The 22,692-nt window shown below is 31.6% G+C and carries 27 protein-coding genes; 23 read left to right on the top strand and 4 right to left on the bottom strand.

Translation table 11 applies throughout. The features are described from left to right. The first annotated feature begins 79 nt into the window (after window positions 1-79). Together BUA46_RS11020 and BUA46_RS11015 are read left to right on the top strand one after the other, a co-directional pair. The gene (locus BUA46_RS11020) at window positions 80-865 is read left to right on the top strand and encodes a tetratricopeptide repeat protein (protein WP_019387814.1); all 786 of its coding nucleotides are present in this window, start codon (window positions 80-82) and stop codon (window positions 863-865) included. Window positions 866-1,019: 154 nt separating this feature from the next. Further along, window positions 1,020-1,763: an SGNH/GDSL hydrolase family protein gene (locus tag BUA46_RS11015; protein WP_143148120.1), complete on the top strand. Its 744-nt coding sequence runs from the start codon at window positions 1,020-1,022 to the stop codon at window positions 1,761-1,763. 169 nt (window positions 1,764-1,932) lie between these two features. Here the strand turns inward: BUA46_RS11015 and BUA46_RS11010 are convergent, their stop codons facing one another. Genes BUA46_RS11010 through BUA46_RS11000 form a run of 3 tightly spaced genes read right to left on the bottom strand, consistent with a single transcriptional unit; the run spans window position 1,933 to window position 4,205 of the window. After that, window positions 1,933-3,066, bottom strand: a complete 1,134-nt coding sequence (locus BUA46_RS11010; protein ID WP_019387812.1) for a low temperature requirement protein A — start codon at window positions 3,064-3,066, stop codon at window positions 1,933-1,935. Window positions 3,067-3,094: 28 nt separating this feature from the next. Beyond that, window positions 3,095-3,613 (bottom strand): peroxiredoxin-like family protein, encoded by a 519-nt coding sequence (locus tag BUA46_RS11005; RefSeq protein ID WP_019387811.1) that lies wholly within the window; start codon window positions 3,611-3,613, stop codon window positions 3,095-3,097. A gap of 10 nt (window positions 3,614-3,623) precedes the next feature. Continuing rightward, on the bottom strand, window positions 3,624-4,205 hold the full coding sequence (locus BUA46_RS11000) for an NAD(P)H-dependent oxidoreductase (RefSeq protein WP_019387810.1): 582 nt from the start codon (window positions 4,203-4,205) through the stop codon (window positions 3,624-3,626). Window positions 4,206-4,310: 105 nt separating this feature from the next. Here BUA46_RS11000 and BUA46_RS10995 point away from each other — a divergent pair, with 105 nt between their 5' ends. The 14 genes from BUA46_RS10995 (at window position 4,311) to BUA46_RS10930 (ending at window position 16,346) form a co-directional block, all read left to right on the top strand. Next, on the top strand, window positions 4,311-4,706 hold the full coding sequence (locus tag BUA46_RS10995; RefSeq protein ID WP_019387809.1) for a winged helix-turn-helix transcriptional regulator: 396 nt from the start codon (window positions 4,311-4,313) through the stop codon (window positions 4,704-4,706). A gap of 120 nt (window positions 4,707-4,826) precedes the next feature. Next, window positions 4,827-5,480, top strand: coding sequence for a hypothetical protein (locus tag BUA46_RS10990; protein WP_019387808.1), 654 nt, complete (start codon window positions 4,827-4,829; stop codon window positions 5,478-5,480). A 172-nt stretch (window positions 5,481-5,652) separates the two neighbouring features. Next, window positions 5,653-6,417, top strand: a complete 765-nt coding sequence (locus tag BUA46_RS10985; protein WP_019387807.1) for an alpha/beta fold hydrolase — start codon at window positions 5,653-5,655, stop codon at window positions 6,415-6,417. A gap of 168 nt (window positions 6,418-6,585) precedes the next feature. Beyond that, window positions 6,586-7,359 (top strand): DUF6090 family protein, encoded by a 774-nt coding sequence (locus tag BUA46_RS10980; RefSeq protein WP_019387806.1) that lies wholly within the window; start codon window positions 6,586-6,588, stop codon window positions 7,357-7,359. A gap of 297 nt (window positions 7,360-7,656) precedes the next feature. Then, a complete protein-coding gene (locus BUA46_RS10975) occupies window positions 7,657-8,433 on the top strand; it encodes a DUF6090 family protein (protein ID WP_019387805.1) in 777 nt (258 codons plus the stop codon). A 174-nt stretch (window positions 8,434-8,607) separates the two neighbouring features. Then, complete coding sequence (locus BUA46_RS10970; protein WP_019387804.1) at window positions 8,608-9,546, top strand: NAD-dependent epimerase/dehydratase family protein; 939 nt, start codon at window positions 8,608-8,610, stop codon at window positions 9,544-9,546. A 247-nt stretch (window positions 9,547-9,793) separates the two neighbouring features. After that, window positions 9,794-10,309, top strand: a complete 516-nt coding sequence (locus BUA46_RS10965) for a VanZ family protein (protein ID WP_162129534.1) — start codon at window positions 9,794-9,796, stop codon at window positions 10,307-10,309. A 215-nt stretch (window positions 10,310-10,524) separates the two neighbouring features. Further along, window positions 10,525-10,776, top strand: coding sequence for a type II toxin-antitoxin system ParD family antitoxin (locus BUA46_RS10960; RefSeq protein ID WP_019387802.1), 252 nt, complete (start codon window positions 10,525-10,527; stop codon window positions 10,774-10,776). Then, window positions 10,769-11,068: a type II toxin-antitoxin system RelE/ParE family toxin gene (locus BUA46_RS10955; RefSeq protein ID WP_019387801.1), complete on the top strand. Its 300-nt coding sequence runs from the start codon at window positions 10,769-10,771 to the stop codon at window positions 11,066-11,068. Before BUA46_RS10960 ends, BUA46_RS10955 begins: the two co-directional genes overlap by 8 nt. A gap of 162 nt (window positions 11,069-11,230) precedes the next feature. After that, window positions 11,231-11,995: a DUF6090 family protein gene (locus BUA46_RS10950; RefSeq protein ID WP_019387800.1), complete on the top strand. Its 765-nt coding sequence runs from the start codon at window positions 11,231-11,233 to the stop codon at window positions 11,993-11,995. 81 nt (window positions 11,996-12,076) lie between these two features. Beyond that, a complete protein-coding gene (locus tag BUA46_RS10945; RefSeq protein ID WP_019387799.1) occupies window positions 12,077-13,129 on the top strand; it encodes a DUF6090 family protein in 1,053 nt (350 codons plus the stop codon). Between the two features lie 210 nt (window positions 13,130-13,339). After that, on the top strand, window positions 13,340-14,110 hold the full coding sequence (locus BUA46_RS10940) for a DUF6090 family protein (protein WP_019387798.1): 771 nt from the start codon (window positions 13,340-13,342) through the stop codon (window positions 14,108-14,110). Window positions 14,111-14,450: 340 nt separating this feature from the next. After that, window positions 14,451-15,170: a DUF6090 family protein gene (locus BUA46_RS10935; RefSeq protein ID WP_019387797.1), complete on the top strand. Its 720-nt coding sequence runs from the start codon at window positions 14,451-14,453 to the stop codon at window positions 15,168-15,170. A gap of 162 nt (window positions 15,171-15,332) precedes the next feature. After that, a complete protein-coding gene (locus BUA46_RS10930) occupies window positions 15,333-16,346 on the top strand; it encodes a DUF6090 family protein (RefSeq protein WP_019387796.1) in 1,014 nt (337 codons plus the stop codon). Between the two features lie 184 nt (window positions 16,347-16,530). Here BUA46_RS10930 and BUA46_RS10925 read toward each other — a convergent pair whose 3' ends face one another. Continuing rightward, complete coding sequence (locus BUA46_RS10925) at window positions 16,531-16,839, bottom strand: winged helix-turn-helix transcriptional regulator (RefSeq protein ID WP_019387795.1); 309 nt, start codon at window positions 16,837-16,839, stop codon at window positions 16,531-16,533. Between the two features lie 124 nt (window positions 16,840-16,963). Between BUA46_RS10925 and BUA46_RS10920 the strand changes: the two genes are divergently transcribed. The 7 genes from BUA46_RS10920 to BUA46_RS10890 all read left to right on the top strand — a co-directional run bounded on the left by BUA46_RS10920 (window position 16,964) and on the right by BUA46_RS10890 (window position 22,692). Further along, complete coding sequence (locus BUA46_RS10920) at window positions 16,964-17,476, top strand: VOC family protein (protein WP_019387794.1); 513 nt, start codon at window positions 16,964-16,966, stop codon at window positions 17,474-17,476. 174 nt (window positions 17,477-17,650) lie between these two features. Next, a complete protein-coding gene (locus BUA46_RS10915; protein WP_019387793.1) occupies window positions 17,651-18,016 on the top strand; it encodes a nuclear transport factor 2 family protein in 366 nt (121 codons plus the stop codon). Window positions 18,017-18,189: 173 nt separating this feature from the next. Beyond that, window positions 18,190-18,624 (top strand): DUF1801 domain-containing protein, encoded by a 435-nt coding sequence (locus BUA46_RS10910; RefSeq protein ID WP_019387792.1) that lies wholly within the window; start codon window positions 18,190-18,192, stop codon window positions 18,622-18,624. Window positions 18,625-18,697: 73 nt separating this feature from the next. Continuing rightward, window positions 18,698-19,819: a chromate efflux transporter gene (gene chrA / locus BUA46_RS10905; protein ID WP_019387791.1), complete on the top strand. Its 1,122-nt coding sequence runs from the start codon at window positions 18,698-18,700 to the stop codon at window positions 19,817-19,819. Window positions 19,820-19,991: 172 nt separating this feature from the next. Next, window positions 19,992-20,933 carry a TerC/Alx family metal homeostasis membrane protein gene (locus BUA46_RS10900; protein WP_019387790.1) on the top strand — a complete coding sequence of 314 codons (942 nt, stop codon included), beginning with the start codon at window positions 19,992-19,994 and terminating at the stop codon, window positions 20,931-20,933. 351 nt (window positions 20,934-21,284) lie between these two features. Beyond that, window positions 21,285-22,160, top strand: a complete 876-nt coding sequence (locus tag BUA46_RS10895; protein WP_019387788.1) for a glycoside hydrolase family 16 protein — start codon at window positions 21,285-21,287, stop codon at window positions 22,158-22,160. A gap of 25 nt (window positions 22,161-22,185) precedes the next feature. Next, on the top strand, window positions 22,186-22,692 hold the full coding sequence (locus BUA46_RS10890) for a DUF3124 domain-containing protein (protein WP_019387787.1): 507 nt from the start codon (window positions 22,186-22,188) through the stop codon (window positions 22,690-22,692).

Genomic DNA, 22,692 nt, shown 5'->3' with positions numbered 1-22,692 from the left:
CGTCTGTTCCTAACCGAAAATTATTAACTTTAAAACCGTAACTGACGGTTATACGAGACCGTTATGCTACATTAGACCTATGAAACAAACATTAATTCTTTTAATTGGAATTTTAGTTTCCACAACAACTTTTTCGCAGAATAAAGCGACGGAATTATATACTTCTGGAAACTCGAATTTTAAATCAGGAAAATTTCAAGAGGCAATTTCAAATTATACTGAATTGATGGAAATGGTGGACGAAAAAACTGTTCGAAAAACTTGTTTCATAAATCGTGGACTATCATATGACCGAATTAAAAAATATGATTTAGCAATATCTGACTTTACAGAAGCAATTAAGTTGGACATTACTGATATGGCTTCATTTATAGACAGAGGACTTTCTCAAATGCACGCTGGAAATTTAGAAAAAGCAAAAGAGGATTTTAATTATGTTGTTGTAAAAAACAATAACAATAGAATGATGGAAGCATCACTTTATTGGCTCGCTCGAATTAATTATTCTCAAGGTAAGTTTGAAGAAGTAATTAAAAATTGTGACAGATATTTTACCATAAACGCAAAAGACCCTGAATTATATTTCATTCGTGGAACTGCGAACGATATGTTGCGGAATTTTGAGCAATCAATAATTGACTATTCAAAAGCAATTGAATTTAAACCAAATTATGTGGAATCTATTGCAAATCGTGGAACTGCGAAAATCAATCTTCTGACTGGAAACGGAAATTTACAACCGAGTAAAAAAGAAACGAAAAGTGCTTGTAAAGATTTAAAGAAAGCGAAAGAATTGGGAGATAATGCAGTCGATGATTTAATTTATGTTTATTGCGATAGAAAAGATAAAAAGAAACGGAATTAATAACGTAGCATAACACCGTATATAATTTATTGCTAGTTCTCGCCTACTTACGAAAATCCTCGCGGATTTTCTATTCGGTTTGTATTTGCTAAATTAGGTGCTTAAAACACGCAACAAACCATATACAAACACGTTAGGCACAATTAAAGCATCTATGAAATTTATTAAAAACTTATTTATTACAATTTTCTTTTTTGGAATAGCAAATGAATGTTTAGCCCAAATTAAAAAAGATACATTGAATGTTTTATTTGTTGGAAACAGTTACACTTACTATTCCAATTTGCCACATCTCGTTTCTCTGATTTCAGACAGTACTAAAGTCAAATTAATAACCTCTAAAAGTACTGCTGGTGGAGCTAAATTGAGCGACCATTGGTATGGCAATAAAGGACTTAAATCAAAAGAAGCAATAATTAACGGAAATTACGATATAGTTGTATTACAAGGGTCAAGTAGTGAAGCTGTTAAGAAAAAGGACGAATTTTTCAAATACTCTAAAAAGTTATCTGACCTAGTTAAAGCTTCTGGTGCTAAACCTTACTTATATGTGCCTTGGCCACCAAAAAAATTTCCACAATTTCAAGAAAAAATAACAGAATCGTATCAACAAGCATCAAAAGAAAGTGATTGTGGACTTGTTATGGTTGGAGAAGCTTGGAAATTAGCTAAAACATTAAGACCAGATATACAATTGTATTTACCAGATGGTAGTCACCCAACAGATTTAGGAGCATTTTTAACGGCTTGTGCTTTTGTAAACACTCTTTCGGGAGAACTACCTAAAAATCTACCGGACAGGTTTTTTATAACCGATTCAGATGGAAAGGAAGTTATGTTGTTTAGAGAAAATTCTATGAATATTGCATTCTGTCTAAAGGTAATTCAAGGTTTATAAAAAACTGTGCCTAACACCGTATATAATTTATTGCTAGTTCTAGCCTACTTACGAAAATCCTCGCGGATTTTCTATTCGGTTTTTATTTGCTAAATTTAGTGGTTAAACCACGCAACAAACCATATACAAACACGTTGTACGCAAGCTGAAAGACTGTTTCAAATCTTTATTAATCCAAAAACCTCGACACGTCCTTTGTCAATGTAAACTTAAAATTCCCTATTGTGTAGTATAACATTCCAATTGTTACTCCTATAAGTGCATATTCAATTTTTGGAAGAATCGTTGAACCCACTGTTATAAAAACACAAATAAGTGTATTGATAACTATAGGTTTTCTAAAAGGTGGTAAAAATTTAAAATATATGGTTTGTTTTCCTACATAAAAGAAACACATTCCCACTATTGCCAGTACCCTAAAATCGTTTTGGTTTAAATCATTCAAAATAGCATGTCTGATGACATTAGCTAATATCACAAATCCCATAGCAAGAAAGAAGTGAGAATAAATAAGCGCAAAACCATTCTTCATTGCTTTTAATCTTTCCATTATATGGAAGCTATCATAATAAATCCACCAGATTAATCCTATCATAATAAATCCAGTTACGGCAGCAATGACACTCAATACATCCCAATTAATATCTCTTAAGGCTGTTGTTAAACTAATAATAGATTCACCTAAAAGTATAATGGAAAGAAGACCAATTCTTTCAACTAAATGCTCTTTATGTACTGGAGGCACAATCTTGTTTTTGCTTACAATAACAAAGGCTATCATTTCAAATACGATTCCTAAAACTAAAGTAATTTCTCTATAAGGATCAGGGAAGAGAAATGAAGCACCAATAATAATTGTTCCAATAATTATAATTATACCGCATTTATTAGCATACTCTTTTGACTCATTAAGTGCTTTAGTAGAATTAATATACAAGCCTGCTATAATGATTTGAATAACTGCATAAAAGCCAATAAATAACCCATAGTTTTCAAATAAATCACTACCTAAAAAGGCAGTCATTGTTATCATTAAAAACATGATAGCCAAACTTGAAATTCTATGGTACCTACTATCTGTGTCAAAACGATTAGCAAATAAGGTATGCAGCGTCCAAATCCACCAAATAGATAGGAATTGAAGAGGAAACATCCAAATTTGTTTAGGATCTATATGATTATGATGCGTATGTGCAAGTTGATGCGTAACAATACCTATACTGGACACAAAAACCAAATCAAAAAAAAGCTCCAACCATGTGGCATGCCTATTTTGAACTAAATATTTGAATGTTTTCTTCAACAGAAACTATATTTTAACATATACGAAATTATAACATTTCTCCACGAGCTGGATAATGAGCTGTAATAATGTAATCTACCGCTTTTACAAAAGATGGTAAATATGGTCTTCCCCAAGGATTACTGTTTATAGCTGAATAATAAACTTGGTTACTATTGTCAATTAAAAATAATCCTGGTTCACTAAACTCACTTGGCTCTCCATCTTTTACTCCTGCACTTAAATACAAAGCCCAATCTCTGGCTGATTTTTCAGATAAACCATAGCCCAAAGTAAGATTAGACAATTCCCACTTTTGACGAGAAAGTCTAGCTCTCTTTTCGGTATCCATACTTACAGCTACAACATTAACGCCTCTTTGCTCAAATTCGGGTAACAATTCTTGTAATTGTTGTAAGTACTTTTTACATAATGGACAATGTAATCCTCGGTAAAAAACAACCAAAGTAAAGTTGCCTGGTTTTTGGTCTGCTAAATTCCATTGATTTCCATCTAATAATGGGAATTGTAAATCTGGTGCTGTATGTTTTGGTGTTGGTCTATTCATAATTAATACTTTAAAAGTTTGCTTTTAAATGATTTTCAAAACGATTAAAATCATTCTCTATTTCAGGGTTTTTCATTACATCATATGCCACAAAAGTTGGTAATGGTTCAAAACCAAACCATTTAAAATTAAGATGCATAGGTTTTAGTAAGTCATCTTCACTCATACCATTAAAAAAAGTTTCCTCTGGATTATTAAAAGCTTCTTTTGGTGCATTAGCCGTTACTGACATCATATAATTTCCGTTTAACTTTCCACCTAATCCGTAATTCTTCTTCGGTGCTTCTTTACTTCTTCCATCACCATCAGACATTTCGCCCATCATACCCATCGAAAATACTTCATCAATGTATTTTTTAAATGACCAACTAACACCCATCCAGTTTAAAGGAGTTTGAAAGAAGACCACATCTGCCCATTTGAATTTTTCAATTTCTTCATTGACATTATAATTGTCTTCCATTGTAGTTTTCTTGATATTGTAACCGTTGCTCTTAAAGTAGGTTTCTGCTTTTTTAGTTAAACTTGCGTTTAATTTTCCTTCTGAAAACGGATATTTTTGATGTCCATTTATTATAAAAATATTTTTCATTTTAAATTTTTAATTACATTTGTATCGCAAAGAAACTAATAATAGTTTATAAAAGAAACTATAGTGTTTGAATTTGAACAAATAGTGGTAACCAAAAAGTAACTAATGGCAAGAAAATATATAGACAACCCAAATGCATGTTCCCTTGTGCATACGATGAACATAATTGGAAACAAATGGAAACCGATTATATTATATTTACTATCTAATGGTTCTATGCGATTTGGAATGTTAAATGCACTTATACCTACAATCTCAAAAAAAGTACTGACTAATCAATTGAAAGAATTGGAAAATGATGGATTACTTTTAAGACAGTCCTTTGCTGAAATTCCACCAAGAGTTGAATATTCATTAACCGAAAAAGCAGTTGGACTTTTACCCGTTTTAAAGTTGTTAAGTGATTGGGCAAATGAAGCTTATCCCGAAATGGACTTTGAACAATGTAGAATAATAGAAAATGGAAAAAAGCCAGCGTACAACAACGTATATAAAAAATAGCGGTTTAAGCGCCTAATCGAAAATGAATTTTATAAATTTAAGGTCAGTACCAAATCGAAAAGTCCGTGAGTAAAATCCGCTACTTTTCATATACAAAACCGTTGTACACCAATTAGAGAAATGACGAAAGAAGAAATTTACGAAAAAGCAAATAGCGTTATTGGAATTGGTGGAATGACGGGAAATGAACGTCTTTTTGCAAGTGGATTAATGCACACATTTGACAAAGCAAAAAAGAAAGACAAGTATTTAGCAAGAACAATTTTACAAGCTTTAAAATTTGATGAACTTTCAATAAGCCGAATAATTGGCTATTCAATAGATTCATTGAAATATCCAAACGCTTGGGACTTTCCGAATGAAAACTCAAACGGTCTGAATAATGACGAAAAAGTTATTTTGGAATACTCTGACTTAAATGAAATCGGAATTGGAGCACCTTTACGTGGAATTTGTAGAATAAAAACAAATGAGAATAAAAGTATTTTAATTGACAACAATTGTGGTGGACCTGCAATTTGGACAAGAAATGGATTAAAAATTGCTATTCCGATTTGGGAAAAGTCATTTTTTAGTGGAACATTTCAAAGAATTGGAATTGTAGATTTAAATAAACAAACGTTGACTAAATACAAGAAAAAGTTTCGAGTTTTAGATTTAAGGTCATTTAGTGGTAATTTAATTTTAGGAATTGATAGTCCAATTCACAGAATGAAAACTGTGGAGTTTAATTATGAAAATGAACAGATTGAAAAAGTAGTCGGAATAAAATAACTGGTGGCAACAACGTGTATAATTAATTGCTTTTTACGTGCCTACTTGTGAAAATTCCTGCGGAATTTTCACGGGTTCGTAAAAGTTTGCTAATTTAGTTGCTCAACCACGCAACTAACCATACACAAACACGTTGGCAGTAATTAAAGCGAACATCCAAACAAGAAGATAAATGCCGAAATTCACAACAAATAAAGTTACAATAAGCTATGAAGTTCACGGCAAAGGAAAACCAATAGTACTTCTTCACGGTGGAGCAGTTGATTTCAATTATAACTATGTACAAACTGGATGGATTGAGACTTTAACAGAAAACGGATTTCAAGTAATTGGTATAAATTTTCGTGGTTATCATGAGAGCGATAAAAGTAATGACCCAAAATTTTATGGAACAGAAAACTTCTCAAATGATGTAATAAATTTAATTAAGCACTTAAAATTTTCTAAAGTTTTCTTACTTGGCTATTCAATGGGAACATTAATAGCTTTTGATTTATTATATAGATATCCTGGATATTTTTCTAAAGCAATTTTAATTGCTACTGGTAATGGTCTGATTGGAATTCCACCTTATATTTTAGAAAATCTCTTGCCTGGTTTTGCAAAAATATTTTCATATGAGAGTTACCCAAGTCACCTACCAAAACATTTATCTGCATATTGGAATTTTATTAATGAAGTGGGATTAGATAAAGAATCTATGATTGCTTTAAGTTTAGGAAAATATCCAAGTTTGACAGTAGAGAATGCTTCGAAAATTGAAATCCCAACTCTTATCATTAGTGGAGAATTGGATTTGGTGCTTGGAAAAGGAGAAAAAGTAGCTAAAACCCTGCCTAATGGAGAGTACTTGGAAATAAAAGGGGCCAATCATTTTGCTCTGGCAACTGAAAAGAAAGTACACGAATCAACTATTAAATTTTTAATTGCTGAATAAAAACAATAACTACAGCCAACAACGGCTATAGTTCATTACGGCTGAAATTCCTAATCGGAATTTCGAGCCTTTTTGCTAAATTTATGGTTACGGCGGAATGATACTCGCGTACCATTCCGTAACGAAACCATAGCCAAAACCGTTAGCCTCCATTAAAGAAAAAAACTAATGATAAAGTTCTTCAGAAGAATCAGACAAAAGTTGCTCTCCGAAAACAAATTCAGTAAATACCTGATTTACGCAATTGGAGAAATATTACTTGTGGTTATTGGGATTTTAATCGCTCTACAGATAAATAATTGGAATGAAACAAGAAAAACGGAAATAGTTGAAATCGAAATTTATAAAGAAATTAAAGTTGATTTGAAAGCTGTCCTAGGGGACTGGAAATCTGGTATAAAAACACATTCAGAATATCTGGAAAATTCGATTAAATTAAGAGATCACATTATTAAAAGAAAACCTTTAAATGGAGATGTTTCAAGCTATTTAAGCAATGCTCATCGCGATGATCAATTTTTCCCCAGGTCTGTAGGTTTGGAAGCTTTAAAATCAGCGGGTTTAGAAACACTCACCAATGACACTTTAAGGAGAAAAATAATTACTATTTATGAACGTGGATTTAAAAGAATAGAATTATTAGGATATCACAATGCACCAAGACATAATTTTAGTTTTTTGCAACCATTAACAGATAAATATCTCACATTGTCCGATAGTGATATCAATAATTACAAGATTACAAAAAGGGACAGCATTAAGCTGTACAGCAAGAAAATCGTGAATTATGAAAAACTTTTAAATGATGAGCATCTATTAATGAAACTACAGGATGCTATTAGATTGAGAGCGTGGAAATTAGCAATGTACAAAAGGTGGTATGGCCATGTTGAGAATCTTTCCACTTTAATCGATGCTGAACTAGATAGGTTGCAAAATTAAATACAACTTTAGATGAAGTGAATATGGGTTATTTAATCAAAATATCGAAGATGATTATATATATATATATATATAATGCCATTTCCAAAGAATTAGAAAAATAACGAAAGCACAACAATGGCTATAAGTAATTGCTTGTTCTCGCCTACTTTGGAAATTCCTGCGGATTTTCATTTTGGTGTGTACTTACAAAGTTAAGTGCTAACCCACGCAACTACTCATAGCCGAGACCGATGTGCTTCATTATCTCTCACTCGAGTTAAATAATTGTTCTACCTTTCAAGAAACAACTAATCAATGATAAAATTCTTTAGGAAAATTAGGCGAAAAATGTTGACTGAAAACAAATTCAGTAAATATATACTTTACGCAGTTGGGGAAATTATTTTGGTTGTTATTGGAATTCTAATTGCATTGCAAATTAATAATTGGAATGAAAACCGTAAAGTTCAAAAACAAGAAGTACAGATTTATAAGGAAATAAAAAATGATTTAAGTCAAACTAAACAAGAGATATTACAAGCTGTACAAATAAATAAATTTTGTTTGACCAGTAATCAAAATCTGATAAAAGCTATTTTAAGTAAAGAGCAAAATTCTGAAATTATAAATAATCACTTTATTGCGTCAATGGTAGAACAAAAGGTATTCCCTAAAACAAGTGGTTTTGAAAACCTCAAGACTATTGGTTTGAATACCCTATCAAATGATAGCTTACGAATTGCTATTACAAATTTGTTCCAATTAAGTTTTGAGCGTATGAAAGACAAATCAAGAATGGAAAATCAAGATTATAATATTTCCAAAATTTTATTTCCCTTTCAGACGAAGTATCTGAAACCAGATAAAAGTAAAATAATGAAATACCCCTCAAAATTTGCCGATACATTGTCAGTTCCTAAATTAGCAATCAATAATTACGAAAACTTTGTAAATGACGAAGAATTATTACAAACTCTACAGATAGTGCTCTTTAACAGGAGCAATATTATTAATAGCGAAATGGAGGTCTTAGAGGAAATAAATGCAGTGACCAAAAACATTGAAGACGAACTAGAAACTCTGAATAAATAACGAAAGCATAACAATGGCTATAAGTAATTGCTTGTTCTCGCCTACTTTGGAAATTCCTGCGGAATTTCCAACTTGGTGTGTACTTGCAAAGTTTCGTGCTAACCCACGCAACTACTCATAGCCGAAACCGTTAGCCTTTATTTAGAAAAACATAACTAATCAAAATCAGAAAATATGAAAACAGTTGGAATTATTGGAGGTTCAGGCTTCATTGGAAGTCATACCACAAAGAAATTTTTGCAGGAAGGATTTAAGGTAAGAGTATCAGCTACCGATATTTCCAAAAGTGAAAAATATGACCATTTAAAAAATTTACCGAATGCCGAAAACCTTGAAATTCTTCCTTTAAAAGTTGAAATCAAGAGTCAGTTGAAGGAATTCACAAAAGGCTGTGACATAGTTGTTCACGGTGGAACACCTTTTCAGTTGGATGTGCAAGACCCAAAAACTGAATTATTTGACCCGACTATTAAAGGAACAGAAAATTTCCTTGAAGTAATAAACGAAACGCAAGGAATTGAAAAAGTCGTTTTCATTGCTTCTGTAGCATCGTATAACACAAATTTTCCTTTGCTTCCTAATGGTAAGAGTCCTGATGATACAATTGATGAATCTGACCAACCATTTATGAGTGAAGAAAGTCATCCTTATGCACAGGCAAAATATATTGCTAACCAAACCGTAGAGAAATTTATAGAAGAACATCCAAATGCTGATTTTGAAATAACAAGTGTTTCACCTGTTGCTGTTATGGGTAAATCATTATCACAAAGAGAAGATTCAACTTCTTCAGGTTTACAATTTCTTTTCAAAAACAAAATTGCACCAAATCCATTTGTTCAAATGTTATTTGACACAGATACGGAATTTGCGATTGTAGATGTAAAAGATGTTGCAGACGGAATTTATAGTTCGGCCATAAAAAAAGGATTAAACGGAAAAAACTATCTATTAAGCAGTGAAAGCTGGAAAGTTTCGGACATTACAAAAATGCTGAATAACGAAAAACCTAATGGAAATGGTAAAATCGTTTACAGAAATGATAAAGCAAAACAAGAATTAGGAATTGAATTCAACAAAGCAGAAGTTCCTTTACGAGAATTCGGACAATAAAAAACAAAGGCTAACAATGGCTATAAATAATTGCTTGTTCTAGCCTACTTTGGAAATTCCTACGGAATTTCCAACTAATTGTATACTTGCAAAGTTAAATGCCAACCCACGCAACTACTCATAGCCAAGACCGTTGTGTGTAATTTGAAAAAAAACAATTACCCTAATTTTCATCTCAGTTTGATAAATGAAAAAAAAGAAAAATTTCACATCTGAAAGGGAACGGAAATTATGGATTTGGGCGTTAATGGTTTTAATTGCAATCTATGCTACTCTGTTTTTTGGAGGTCAACTCATAGATTATATGATTGAACGTAGAATAATAGAACAAAGCACTTTTTACTTATTTCTAGTTTTGATTTTAGCATTCATATTCAGCGGATTGAAAAGTTCAGGAAAGAGATTAGAGTATTGGATTTATGCGGGAGTGATAGCTGTATATGGGATGGCAATGTTAAGAATGGATCTCACAACCGCTGAGCGCTCTCACATGTTTGAATATGGATTACTTTCAATATTAATTTATGAAGCATTAATTGAAAGGAGACTTAATGGAGTGAATGTCAAATTTCCTGTATTTACCTCAATTATGGCTGCAGGAACTATTGGATTATTGGACGAATTTATTCAGCTTTTTATACCTTATCGAGTTTTCGATTTTGTCGATATTGGTTTCAATTATTTGGCATCGGCTTTTGGAGTGCTTATAAGTTTTGGAGTTAAAAAATTGCGACTAATTTTCACAAATTGGACTAGGAAGTAGATAAGTATTTAAAAACCACACACAACACCGTGTATAATTAATTGCTTGGTCACTGCCGACTTACGAACATTCCTGCGGAATGTTCTATCTGTGATTTATTTGTTAAATTAGTTTCTGAACCACGCAACTAACCATACACAAACACGTTGTGTGCAATTTGGGGAATTTGGTCATTATACCAATTTTTGGTATATTTGAGATAAATTAGTACTCAAATGAACAAAAACACATCTATATCACTTGGAAATTATTTTGACCGATTCGTGCAAAATTGCATAAGCGAAGGAAGATTTAAGAACGTTAGCGAAGTTATTCGTGCAGGATTAAGACTTTTAGAAGAAGAAGAAAGTAAAGTAACTGCATTGAAAAAAGCTATTCAAGAAGGAATTGACAGCGGAATAGCTCACGACTTTGACCCAAAAAAACATCTTGAATCTCTAAAAGCGAAAAAGCACTCGAATGGCTAAATATAAATTGACCAACAAAGCTGTTGAGGATTTATCAAAGATTTGGGATTATACCTTTGAGGTTTGGTCGGAAAAACAAGCTGACAAATATTACGCTGAACTGATTTCTAATTGTCAAGAAATTGCAGAAAACCCAGACATCGGAAAATTCTACGATGGAATATCAAAGCAACTTCTCGGAATGAATACAAATCGACATATAATATTCTACAGAACTTTGAACGAAAATTATGTTGAAATAACGAGAATATTGCACGAAAGAATGGATTTGAAGAAAAGAATATCTGAATAAAAACTGCACACAACACCGTATATAATTTATTGCTAGTTCTAGCCTACTTACGAAAATCCTCGCGGATTTTATATTAGGTTTTTGTTTACTAAATTAGTTGCTGAAACACGCAACTAACCATACACAAAACCGTTGTGATTCATTATCAGAAACCGCTAACCAATGATAAAATTTTTTAGAAAAATTCGTCAAAACTTACTTTCAGAAGGAAAAACTGAAAAGTATTTGAAATATGCAATCGGAGAAATAGTTTTGGTCGTAATTGGAATTTTGATTGCTTTGCAGATTAATAATTGGAATGAAAACCGAAAGAATAAAAATGCCGAAGCAGATTATTACTGTAGAATTTTAGACGACTTTGAGTTAAATGACAAATTAATTGATGAAACTTCAAAACTCACAACTGATAAAATTAAGCTTTGTAAAGAGCTAATATTAGATTTAAACAAATTACCTAATGACAGAGGTGAAATACTTAATAAATTCGTAATTGCTTTAAGACAAGACGTTTTTGTACCCAGTAATATTGCTTTTGAAGACATAACATCGTCAGGACAGCTAAAACTGTTGAGGGATTTAGAACTTAAAAACAGACTCATTCAGCATAGTACATTTTTGAACAATATTCTAAATCTACTTCAAGAGAATAGGAATGAAATTCTCAAAAGAATGAGTGATTTTGAATTAATATGTGATTTTGGGTTTCAAGATATTGATTACCTTAATCAGGAGCTCGACAAAGAACTATTAGAGGTATTGCCAAAAAATGATTGGACAAACGAGATCAATAACCCAATTTTCGTAAAGTTTCAAGATAATCTAGTTTTTTTTATTGCCATGCTCATTAGACAGAAACAACATTTATCAAATTTGAAAAAGGAAATGCAAGAACCTATAGGATTATTAAAAGAAAAAGAATGTAAATAACGAAAGCACAACAACGTTGTGCTTCATTATCAGAATTCCCAAATTCATTTATTATCCTACCTTTAAAGAAACTAACCACTAATGATTAAATTCTTTAGAAAAATTAGACAAAATTTACTTTCAGAAGGTAAAACAGGAAAATATCTGAAATACGCAATTGGTGAAATTGTTCTTGTGGTTATTGGTATTCTCATTGCACTTCAAATTAATAATTGGAACGAGAATAAAAATAACAATGCCAAAATTGAAACATTGTTTGAACAAGTTTTGCAAGAACTCGAGCAGGATATAAAAGCAATTGACGGTACTATTTTCTATCTAAATAAAAAAGATTCAATAGCAAAACTAATATTAGAAAGCAATTATAAAATTAATGAAGTAACAGGTTTTCAGTATGGAGAGTTAACTGATTTTTTTAAAATGAGTCATAATTTTAGTCAGTCCACTAATGATTACAATAGTTTAATGAATGCTATAAATATTATACCGAAAAAATATAATAGTATCCTTAAAAACCTTACCCCTTTATACACCTATAATGCAGAAAAGGTATACGAACCCATGGAGTCTTTAACAAATTTAAATGATGATATTAAAAAAAACTTTATGTTCAACCAGCCTTGGTATTATGATGTATTGAGCAAAAAGCCAAATAAGGAGGCCTTTGCTTTTGTTGAACAAGCATTATTTAAAAATATGGTGGCCTCATATAAAGAAAGAAATATCAAATATATTGAATCATTGATTTTTTTAAAATCTGTTTCAATAATAAGTTACGCTGAACTACATGACGCCATATTTTCAGAAAAACCCTTACCGAAATTTATGCCTAGACATGCTATAAAAATAAGTAATGACAAATTAGAGACCTATTCCGGCTGTTATAAAACTGGAAGAATAGACTTGGATATAACTATTGAAAGAAAAGGTAACTTCTTAGCATTTGGAGACTCTGGCACTGCCCATTTACTTTTGTCTATAAATGAAAATGGTGATTTTATTGCTAAAATTAACAAAACCAGTATCATAAATTTTAATTTTTCCAAAGATGATGCTGGTAATGTCTATAGTGTAAAAACAATTGTTAATGGACAAATAACTAGTGAATTTATAAAATTGAAAAACTGTGATTAAATTCTTTAAGAAAGCATAACTTACTAGAACAAAACTGAACAAGAAATAACGAAAGGCTAACACCGTATATAATTTATTGCTGGTTCTAGCCTACTTACGAAAATCCTCGCGGATTTTCTATTCGGTTTTTATTTGCTAATTTATGTGCTTAAACCACGCAACAATCCATATACAACTACGTTGTGATTCATTATCAGAAACCGCTAACCAATGATAAAATTCTTTAGAAAAATTCGTCAAAATTTACTTTCTGAAAATAAATTCAGTAAGTATTTAATTTATGCAATTGGAGAGATAGTTCTTGTAGTAATTGGAATCTTAATAGCATTACAAATCAACAACAATAACGAATTAAATAAACAAAGAGCCAAAGAAGTACAATTCTTGAAAAATTTAAAGAGTGATTTAGTTTTTGAAGAAAGTGAACTTGAACGCTACATTGGTATTAGAGAAAGTATAGTGAACTCTGCCCAAATTGCTCTTGAACATTTTAATGGAAAGCCTGTAGAGAATATTCAAATGTTTAACTTCCATACCTTTAATGTGGGCATCTGGCAAGAATTTCAGCGGAATAACAACACTTTCGTAGAATTATTGAATTCTGGAAATTTTACAATAATCTCAAACGCATCAATAAAAAATGAACTTTTAAATTTAGACTTAATCCACAAACAAATTATATCATATCGAGAGCATTTGAGAAATGATATGGAGCACTATTTTTATGACCCTTGGTTTAGAACTGTTGATTTAGAACCTTTTGCCCAAAGCTTTGTTTTCTATGCTAACAATGGAGAATTTGATAATAAGATAGAGCTTTCAAGGGAAGAAATAGATAGACTGATTAATAATAAAGTCTTTAAGAATGGATTTGTCGTTTCAGTATTTACGAATTCATTGATTATCGATGATTACAAAAGAATGAAAGAATTGAACAAAAAAGTTATTGACTTAATTAATAAAGAAATAACGAAAGGCTAACAATGTATAACCGCAATTACGGCGGATTCGACTACGTCCGAATCCACTCGGAATTGCTAACGTCAGTCCTTAACCGAATATTAACGCATATTAACCCGCAACTGACGATTATACAAACACGTTATGCTTCATTATTCTCACTCGAACGGATTAAAATAATTATCCTAACTTTAGTGAAAGAACTAACCAATGATTAAATTCCTTAAATTATCGAAACATAATTTTGTGCAACAAAATCAAATGTCCAGTGGACATTTGGTTGAGATAGCCGCTTGCGGACAGACTAAATGCTTAAATTAGATATATGATTAAGTTTTTTAGAAAGATTAGATACGACCTTATGGAAAAAAATAAAACTGGAAAGTATTTCAAATACGCCATTGGAGAAATTATACTTGTTGTTATTGGTATTTTGATTGCTTTGCAATTAAATATTAGTCGAGAGAATAGTGATTTGAGAAAAAATGAAATTGTACATCTAAATAATATTCTTCAAGATTTAAATCAGGAAATAATTGCTTTAGAAAAAATGATAAAATTTAAAGAATCACAATCTAAAGCTTCTGATACTATAAGGGATTACATTGATGGAAAAAGACAACAAGATTTAGTCTCTTTCAATAAAAATCAGTTCAGAGCATTTATTTGGAGAGTTCATCACCCGAACAACAACTCATTTAGTGAACTTAAAAGTTCCGGTCAATTGTCATTAATTAATAGTAATGAAATACGACAACATCTTTTAAATTTAAATTCGAAATATGTGCAACTTGCAATGATGGAAGAACATTTAAAATATGAGTATCACGAATTCCTTTATAAAAAAAATATTAATTCTATCGATTATGAGCTAATGTTTAATGCAAAAAAAGTGGATTTTGATAAAAATGATTCCATTTTATTAAAACAGAATATTGAAATGATTAAAGGTGATAAAAGTTTAAAAAATACATATGTTTTAGCTTCATCAAATAATTCCTATATAGCATCAATTTGTAAAAATATTCTAGACATAGTAGAAAAAACTATAGTATTAATTGAAGAAGATATTGAGAAATAACGAAAGTACAACACCGTGTATAGCTCATTAACAGAAACCGCTAACCAATGATAAAATTCTTTAGATTATCGAAACATAATTTTGTGCAACAAAATCGAATGTCCAGTGGACATTTGGTTGAGAAAGCGGCTTGCGGACAAACTAAATGCTTAAATTAGATATATGATTAAGTTTTTTAGAAAGATTAGATACGACCTTATGGGAAAAAATAAAGCTGGAAAGTATTTTAAATACGCCATTGGTGAGATCTTTCTAGTGGTGATAGGAATCTTGATTGCTGTCGCCATAAATGATGCCTATAATGCGTCTAAAAACGAGCAAAAAATTAAAACTATCCTTACCCAGATACAAGAAGATATTCTTATTGATATAAAAGACTCCAAGCGAATATTCAAACATTTTATTCGAAAAGACTCAATGGCTTATAAGGTTTATAAGGACTTATTAACGGTGGAATCTACACCCTATGAGTTACGTCCATATGATGGTTTTGTAAATTTTAGTGTTAATAGAGGAGGTTATGAACGCTTGATGGACAATCTGGAAAACTTGCCGGATAAATACTCTGTGCTCATGCCTAGATTAAATGGTTTATATACGGTAACACAAGAAGATATTACCGACAGTAATGCCACCTTAATTGCAAAAGCTGATGACAGCAGATATAACCGGGCATACATAGATCCAAATCATGCAGAACATCAATTCAACAACTTTACTACAAAAGAAGCCAGACAATATCTATTGGATGATCCTTTTTTGAAAAACAGGACGGCAGAGTACATGAAAGCCTTTCGAAGTGTGGCCTTTATATCATCTGTATTCAGGTTTGAGGCTACAGAGCTGTACCATCAAATTGATTCGTTACTAGGGAATCATGGCTCCAAGACTCCAGAAGTTTTAAGACTTTCAGCCAATAAAGATGACGTTGAATCCTTTTTAGGGGATTACATCCATTCAGAAGGACTTGAGATTCGCCAAAGGCTTTCCTTAATCTTTGAAAACAACGAACTATTCATTAAAACGGAAGACAACCAAACGCAATTATATTGGCATCAAGACAATTTTTATTTTGCCGGTAGGGCTGCGATTATAAGGTTATACAAAAATGAAAAGGGGCAGCACTTCCTGAAAAGAAGTAATGGCATAATAACTCAAATACTAATTAAAGAATAACGATAGCCTACCTACCCTAGGCAGGCACAACAAGTTTATAATTCATTGCTTGTTATAGACTGCTTACGAATATTCCTGCGGAATTTTCTCGCGTTCGGTTTTGTTTGCTAAATTAGTTGCTTAAACACGCAACTAATCATTCACAAAACCGTTAAACAACAAGTTTGAAATCGAGCACATTAAATTAATTCTGACAATCTTCCAATCCCCAATTATCCAAACTTCTTAAAATATTCTCAAGTGATTTCCCTCTAGTGGTTAATCTGTATTCCACTTTAGGAGGAACTACAGGAAAAACTTTTCTAGAAATAAGTCCATCTTTTTCTAGATCTCTTACTGTTTGTGTAAACATTTTATTTGAAATCTCTGGAATTTTCTTTTGTAATATTCCTGAACGTAAACCGCCTTCTAATAAATGAAATAGAATTAAAGGTTTCCATTTTGTTCCTATTAATTTCATAGTATAATTTAATGGACAACTATTTTCTTTCATCAAAATTACAACTTTAAATTATTGATTATCATTATTTTACTCATTTTAGTAACTATACTCCTTTTTAGTAAGTTATTGCCGATTAGGCAAATATAGATTATTTTTGCAATCTAAAATTTAACTTATGACAACGAATAAAAATTATCCAAAATCATTTTCGCATATCGGATTAACAGTTCCAAATATAAAAGAGGCCGTTAAATTCTATTCAGAAGTAATGGGCTGGTACATAATTATGGAGCCTTCAGAAGTCAAAAAAGAAAAGGAAACTGCTATTGGTCAAATGTGCATTGACGTTTTCGGAAACGATTGGACGTCGTTTGAAATCGCTCATTTAGCAACTTCTGACGGTATTGGAATAGAATTATTTTCTTTTCCGAATGGAATTAAAGAAGCACCTGAATTTAATCCTTTCAATACCGGTCTATTTCATTTTTGTATACAAGACCCAAATATTGAAGAACTCATTGATAAAATTTTGTCTTATGGAGGAAAACAAAGAATGCCAATAAGAGCATACTATCCGAATGACAAGCCTTTCAAAATGTGTTATGTTGAAGACCCGTTTGGAATTGTATTTGAAATCTACACGCATAGTTATGAATTGACATATTCTTCAGGTGCTTATTCAAAATAAAAACCAGTTGTCTACAACGTTTATAATTCATTGCTTTGGCCGTTTCTTGTTTGGATTATTTCTTCTAAATTTTCTCGAGCTCGTTATTGTTTATTAAATTAGAGGCTAAACCACGCAACTAATTTGTTACAAACACGTTGGCGCACATACTAAATTGCGATACTAATTTATAAAATGGACTTAAAAGATTTAGTGAAACAATGGTTTGACAAATGGGAAAAAGGTGATTTTCTTAATTTGCCAATCTCTGAAAATTTCAAACACACAAGCCCTTTCGGGATCATAGAAGGAAAAAAAGCGTATACAAACTTAATTGAAGAAAATAAGGATAAATTTCTGGGATATGAATTTGAGATTCACGATGTAATTTATGAATCAAATAAAGCATGTGTAAGATATACAGCGAAACAAGGTCAAGAATTTAGTTTGGATGTAAGTGAATGGTATTATGCAAAAGACAATCTCATTGAGCAAATTATAGCATATTATCATGTAGGTGAAATTCGTGACGAACGAAAGATTCAAAACTATAATAATTAAATTAAACCACGACACGCCAACAACGCGTATAGTTTATTGCGCTTGATTTCATTCGGAAAACTAGATGCTTTGAATTATAGGTTTCTGTTAATTTACTATCTTAGTTCTATTACTCCGAAATCACACACGAACACATAGGCAGGCATTTTAAAGCACTTAACACAATTAAAGAAATGGTTAAAAATAAAACAACTGAAACTGAAGTAGATGTATTTGATTTTATTGAATCTTATGTAGACAACGATCAAAAGAAAGCCGATAGCTATAAGCTAATAGAATTAATGAGTGAATGGTCTGGTTTTGGACCAAAAATGTGGGGGCCGACAATAATCGGTTTTGGAACCTATCACTATAAATATGCAAGTGGTCATGAAGGTGATGCTCCTTTATTAGGTTTCTCACCAAGAAAAGCGCAATTCTCCCTCTACGTCTATTCAAAAACAGAAAAAAGTGATGCACTTTTGAAAGACCTAGGGAAATTCAAAATGGGAAAAGCTTGTATTTATTTTAAAAAACTGGCTGACATAAATATTCCAATTGTGGAAGAACTAAGTTTGGAAACCATTGCGTATCTCGAAAAACATCATGAGTGTTCTTGTAGAAAATAACAACAGACCTATAGTAAATTAGTGTAGAAAGTTAAAAACCATGCTAACGTGAAACTTTTGAACTGAACATATAATGGCTCAAAAAAATGAACTAAAAGAAATAGCGAAATTATTCTTTAAATTAGGAAGTATTGCTTTTGGCGGTCCTGCAGCTCATATCGCCATGATGGAAGATGAGGTTGTTAAAAAAAGAAAGTGGATGACCCAAGAACACTTTCTAGATCTTGTTGGCGCTACCAATCTAATTCCTGGCCCAAATTCTACTGAAATGACCATGCATTGCGGCTACGAACGAGCCGGTTGGAAAGGACTATTTGTTGCTGGTTTTTGTTTTATTTTTCCTGCCGTAGTTATCACTGCTATTTTTGCTTGGCTCTATCAGAAATACGGCCAACTACCTAACGTTGAGCCTTTTATTTACGGTATTAAACCTGCAGTTATTGCCATTATAATTATGGCAGCGTACCGCCTAGGAAAAAAGGCAGTAAAAAATATGGAGCTCGCCATTTTAGGTATTATAACTTTGGTGGTTTGCTTATTGGGTGTTAATGAAATAATTGCGCTTTTTGGTTGCGGTTTACTTGGTTTAAGCATTTATTTGTTTAAAAAAAATACGAGTAATTTAAAGAGTTTCATACCGCTTATTATTTTTCAGATAGCCGATCCTTCTAAAATTGGAGTATTTAAAATATTCTTAACCTTCTTAAAAGTTGGCGCCATACTTTATGGCAGTGGCTATGTTTTATTTGCATTTCTAGATTCTGAATTAGTAGTAAATGGTTGGCTTACAAGACAAGCTTTAATTGACGCCGTTGCTGTGGGACAAATTACACCTGGCCCTGTTCTATCTACTGCTACTTTTATAGGTTGGCAAATGCATGGAATAACAGGAGCATTGGCTGCAACAATTGGAATTTTCCTGCCGTCATTTTTCTTCGTATTGGTATTAAATCCATTAATTCCAAAAATGCGAAAATCAAATATATTAGGCGCCATTTTAAATGCCGTAAATGTAGCCGCGGTAGCATTAATAATTGCTGTTTGTCTAGAAATGGCAAAAGATACTATAACAGATTGGCGAACAATCGTCATAGCCATTGCAAGTTTGGTTGTTGTATTCGTTTTTAAAAAATTGAATAGTGCCTTTATTGTTTTAGGCAGTGCATTTATTGGTTATCTATTAACCTATATTTAAATTACAAACACTTAATTGTGAGCATACTACAACAAGTAACTTTTTGGGTTAAATTTCCAATTAGAATTCATTGCAATTTGCTATCTTTCCATTACACGGTAAAAGTTCGCTGATTTATAATTGATTTGAAAACGCGAAAATAAATGCTGAAACTAAATATTTATTGAATCGTATGAATCATTTAACGCCTTGGATCATTTTAATTATTTATGTGCTAATTCTTTTATTTATAGATTTCTTTATACTACATAAAAAGAATAAAGTAACTTCAGTAAAAAAGGCGATTTTCGAAACCATTTTCTTTATTTCAAATGCCTTAATATTTTCCGGAATATTGCATTGGTGCTTTAGTCAATCTCTTGTTGAGAATATAAATAATTTAACCCCTAATCAAGCGCTAGTTAAATACTTAACTGGCTATATTATTGAACTCTCTTTAAGTGTTGATAATTTATTCGTTATCGCAATTATCTTTACATCATTTAAAATCCCTAGCCAATACCAACACAAATTACTTTTTTTAGGCATATTAGGTGCCATTATATTTCGAGCCATTTTAATAAGTGTTGGACTTGTGCTGATACACAAAATACATGGCATGAGTATAATTTTTGGTCTGTTACTTCTATTCAGTGCTCTAAAAATGTTAAAAAAAGAAGCCGAACATAAGGATGCTAAAGAGCCTAAAAGCATCATGAAATATTTTAGATTTAGTAACGAACTTGACGGCGGGAAATTTATTACCAAAATTAACGGTAAGCGCGTTTTTACGGCTCTTTTTGGCGCATTGTTAACCATTGAATTTACAGATCTACTATTTGCTTTAGACAGTATACCAGCTATTTTTGCCGTAACCACAGACCCATTTATTGTTTATAGTTCGAATATATTCGCTATAATGGGTTTACGTTCGCTTTACTTCTTTCTTTCAAATATGCTTGAAAAATTTAAATATTTAAAATACAGTGTTTTTTCTATACTCTTGTTTGTTTCAATAAAATTAATGACAGCAAACTTTGTGGATATTCCTGAATGGTTTTCGCTTTTATTTATTGGAATTTCATTAGCCATTGGAATTTACATTTCGGTTATTAATATTAAAAAAGCTGAATAACGCGAGTTGATATCATAGTTATTAAGATTACTTTTTTAGACTATATTTAAACGATGAAGTACGTTTGAAATGTATATAAATGTGAGTAAATCAACTTGAGATTTACCATACTTAGGAACTTTATTACAACCATAATACCAACAATTATGAAAAAAATTATCGTCGTAATTCTCATCTTTTTATTTCATTCAGTAAATACCCAAGTTGAAAAAGATATAGCAATATTTCATAGGCTACTAATTTTAAATTCTCAAAATGAACTCATGGTTGTAAACATTGAGAATACTGATTTTTAGGTAACACCTGGACTTTATCAAACTAAAAAACAACACATTATAAATTAAACTACAGATGACTAATGAATTAAAAACATACACGCTATTCATAATTGGGTTTATTTTTCTCTCATATCTAATTTTCGCATTTTTTAAAGAAACTCCTGATACATCTAAAGAAAACATTGTAACGAGTTTAAATCCAAAGTTTGATGTTTTAGTGTGGTCTGATGAATTTGATGTTGAAGGAACAATTAATCAAGAAAAATGGTTTCATCAAACTAAGCTTCCTCCTAGTGGTAGCTGGTGGGGTGGATTAATTCAGCATTATACCAATAGGGATACAAATTCATATGTAAAAGATGGGTATTTGCATCTAGTTGCTAAAAAGGAATCATTTGAAGCTCATGGCGAGGTAAAAGAATACACTGCAGCACGATTAAATTCAAAATTCGCCTTTACCTATGGTCGCGTTGAAATTCGAGCAAAACTGCCAGCAGGCATAGGAACTTGGCCAGCCATTTGGATGCTTAATAAAAATATTGATGAAGATGGTGCATATTGGGACAATCAAGGGTTCGGCACCACAAAGTGGCCATTTTGTGGCGAAATAGATATATTGGAACATTGGGGTAAAAATCAAGATTATGTCTCAAGTGCAGTACACAATGGTTCAGGGTACGGCTCTGATGTTAAGAATATTGGAGGTCAAAATATTAAAGGTGCTTCTACTAAATTTCACAATTATGTTCTCGAATGGTCTAAAGATAAAATGATTTTTAGTATTGATGGGGTTGAACATTATAAATACCAACCAACAATAAAAAATTCTGATACTTGGCCTTACGATTCTGATTATTATATTATATTAAACATAGCAATAGAGCCTGATATTGACCCTAATTTCGTCGAGAGCCCGATGGTAGTTGATTATATTAGGGTTTATCAATAATGATTTAAATCGATAAATAAAGACTATGAAAATAATTAATCTATTAATAGTGTTAGTTCTGGTTTTGGGATGTAACGAAACCAAAGAAATTAGTTCTATAAATCCAGAAAACTGGTCGAAACGAACAGCTAATTTAAGCACTAAAGATTCGCTAGAATACGGGAAATCTTATCTTTCTATTTACTCGCAAATTTATAGCATGTCTGAACATAAAACTCACAATTTAACGGCCATGGTTAGTTTGAGAAACACCAGTGATACGGACACCATTTACTTGTTAAAAGCGAAGTATTTTGATACACACGGTGTACCAGTGAGAACGTATTTTGAAAAGCCCATTTTTTTGGCACCTATGGAAACTACTGAAATTATAATTGATGAAATTGATACATCGGGAGGAACAGGGTCGAACTTCATATTTGAATGGAACATTCCAAAAGGTTGTCCGGAACCTTTATTTGAAGGTATTATGAATTCTACTGTTGGACAACAAGGACTTTCATTCACCACAAAAGCAATACGCATAAAATAA

Source organism: Algibacter luteus (genome assembly GCF_900141715.1).
Classification (GTDB): domain Bacteria; phylum Bacteroidota; class Bacteroidia; order Flavobacteriales; family Flavobacteriaceae; genus Arenitalea; species Arenitalea lutea.
Note: the sequence above shows the minus strand (reverse complement) of the source record. Positions and strands in the feature narration are given on the sequence as shown.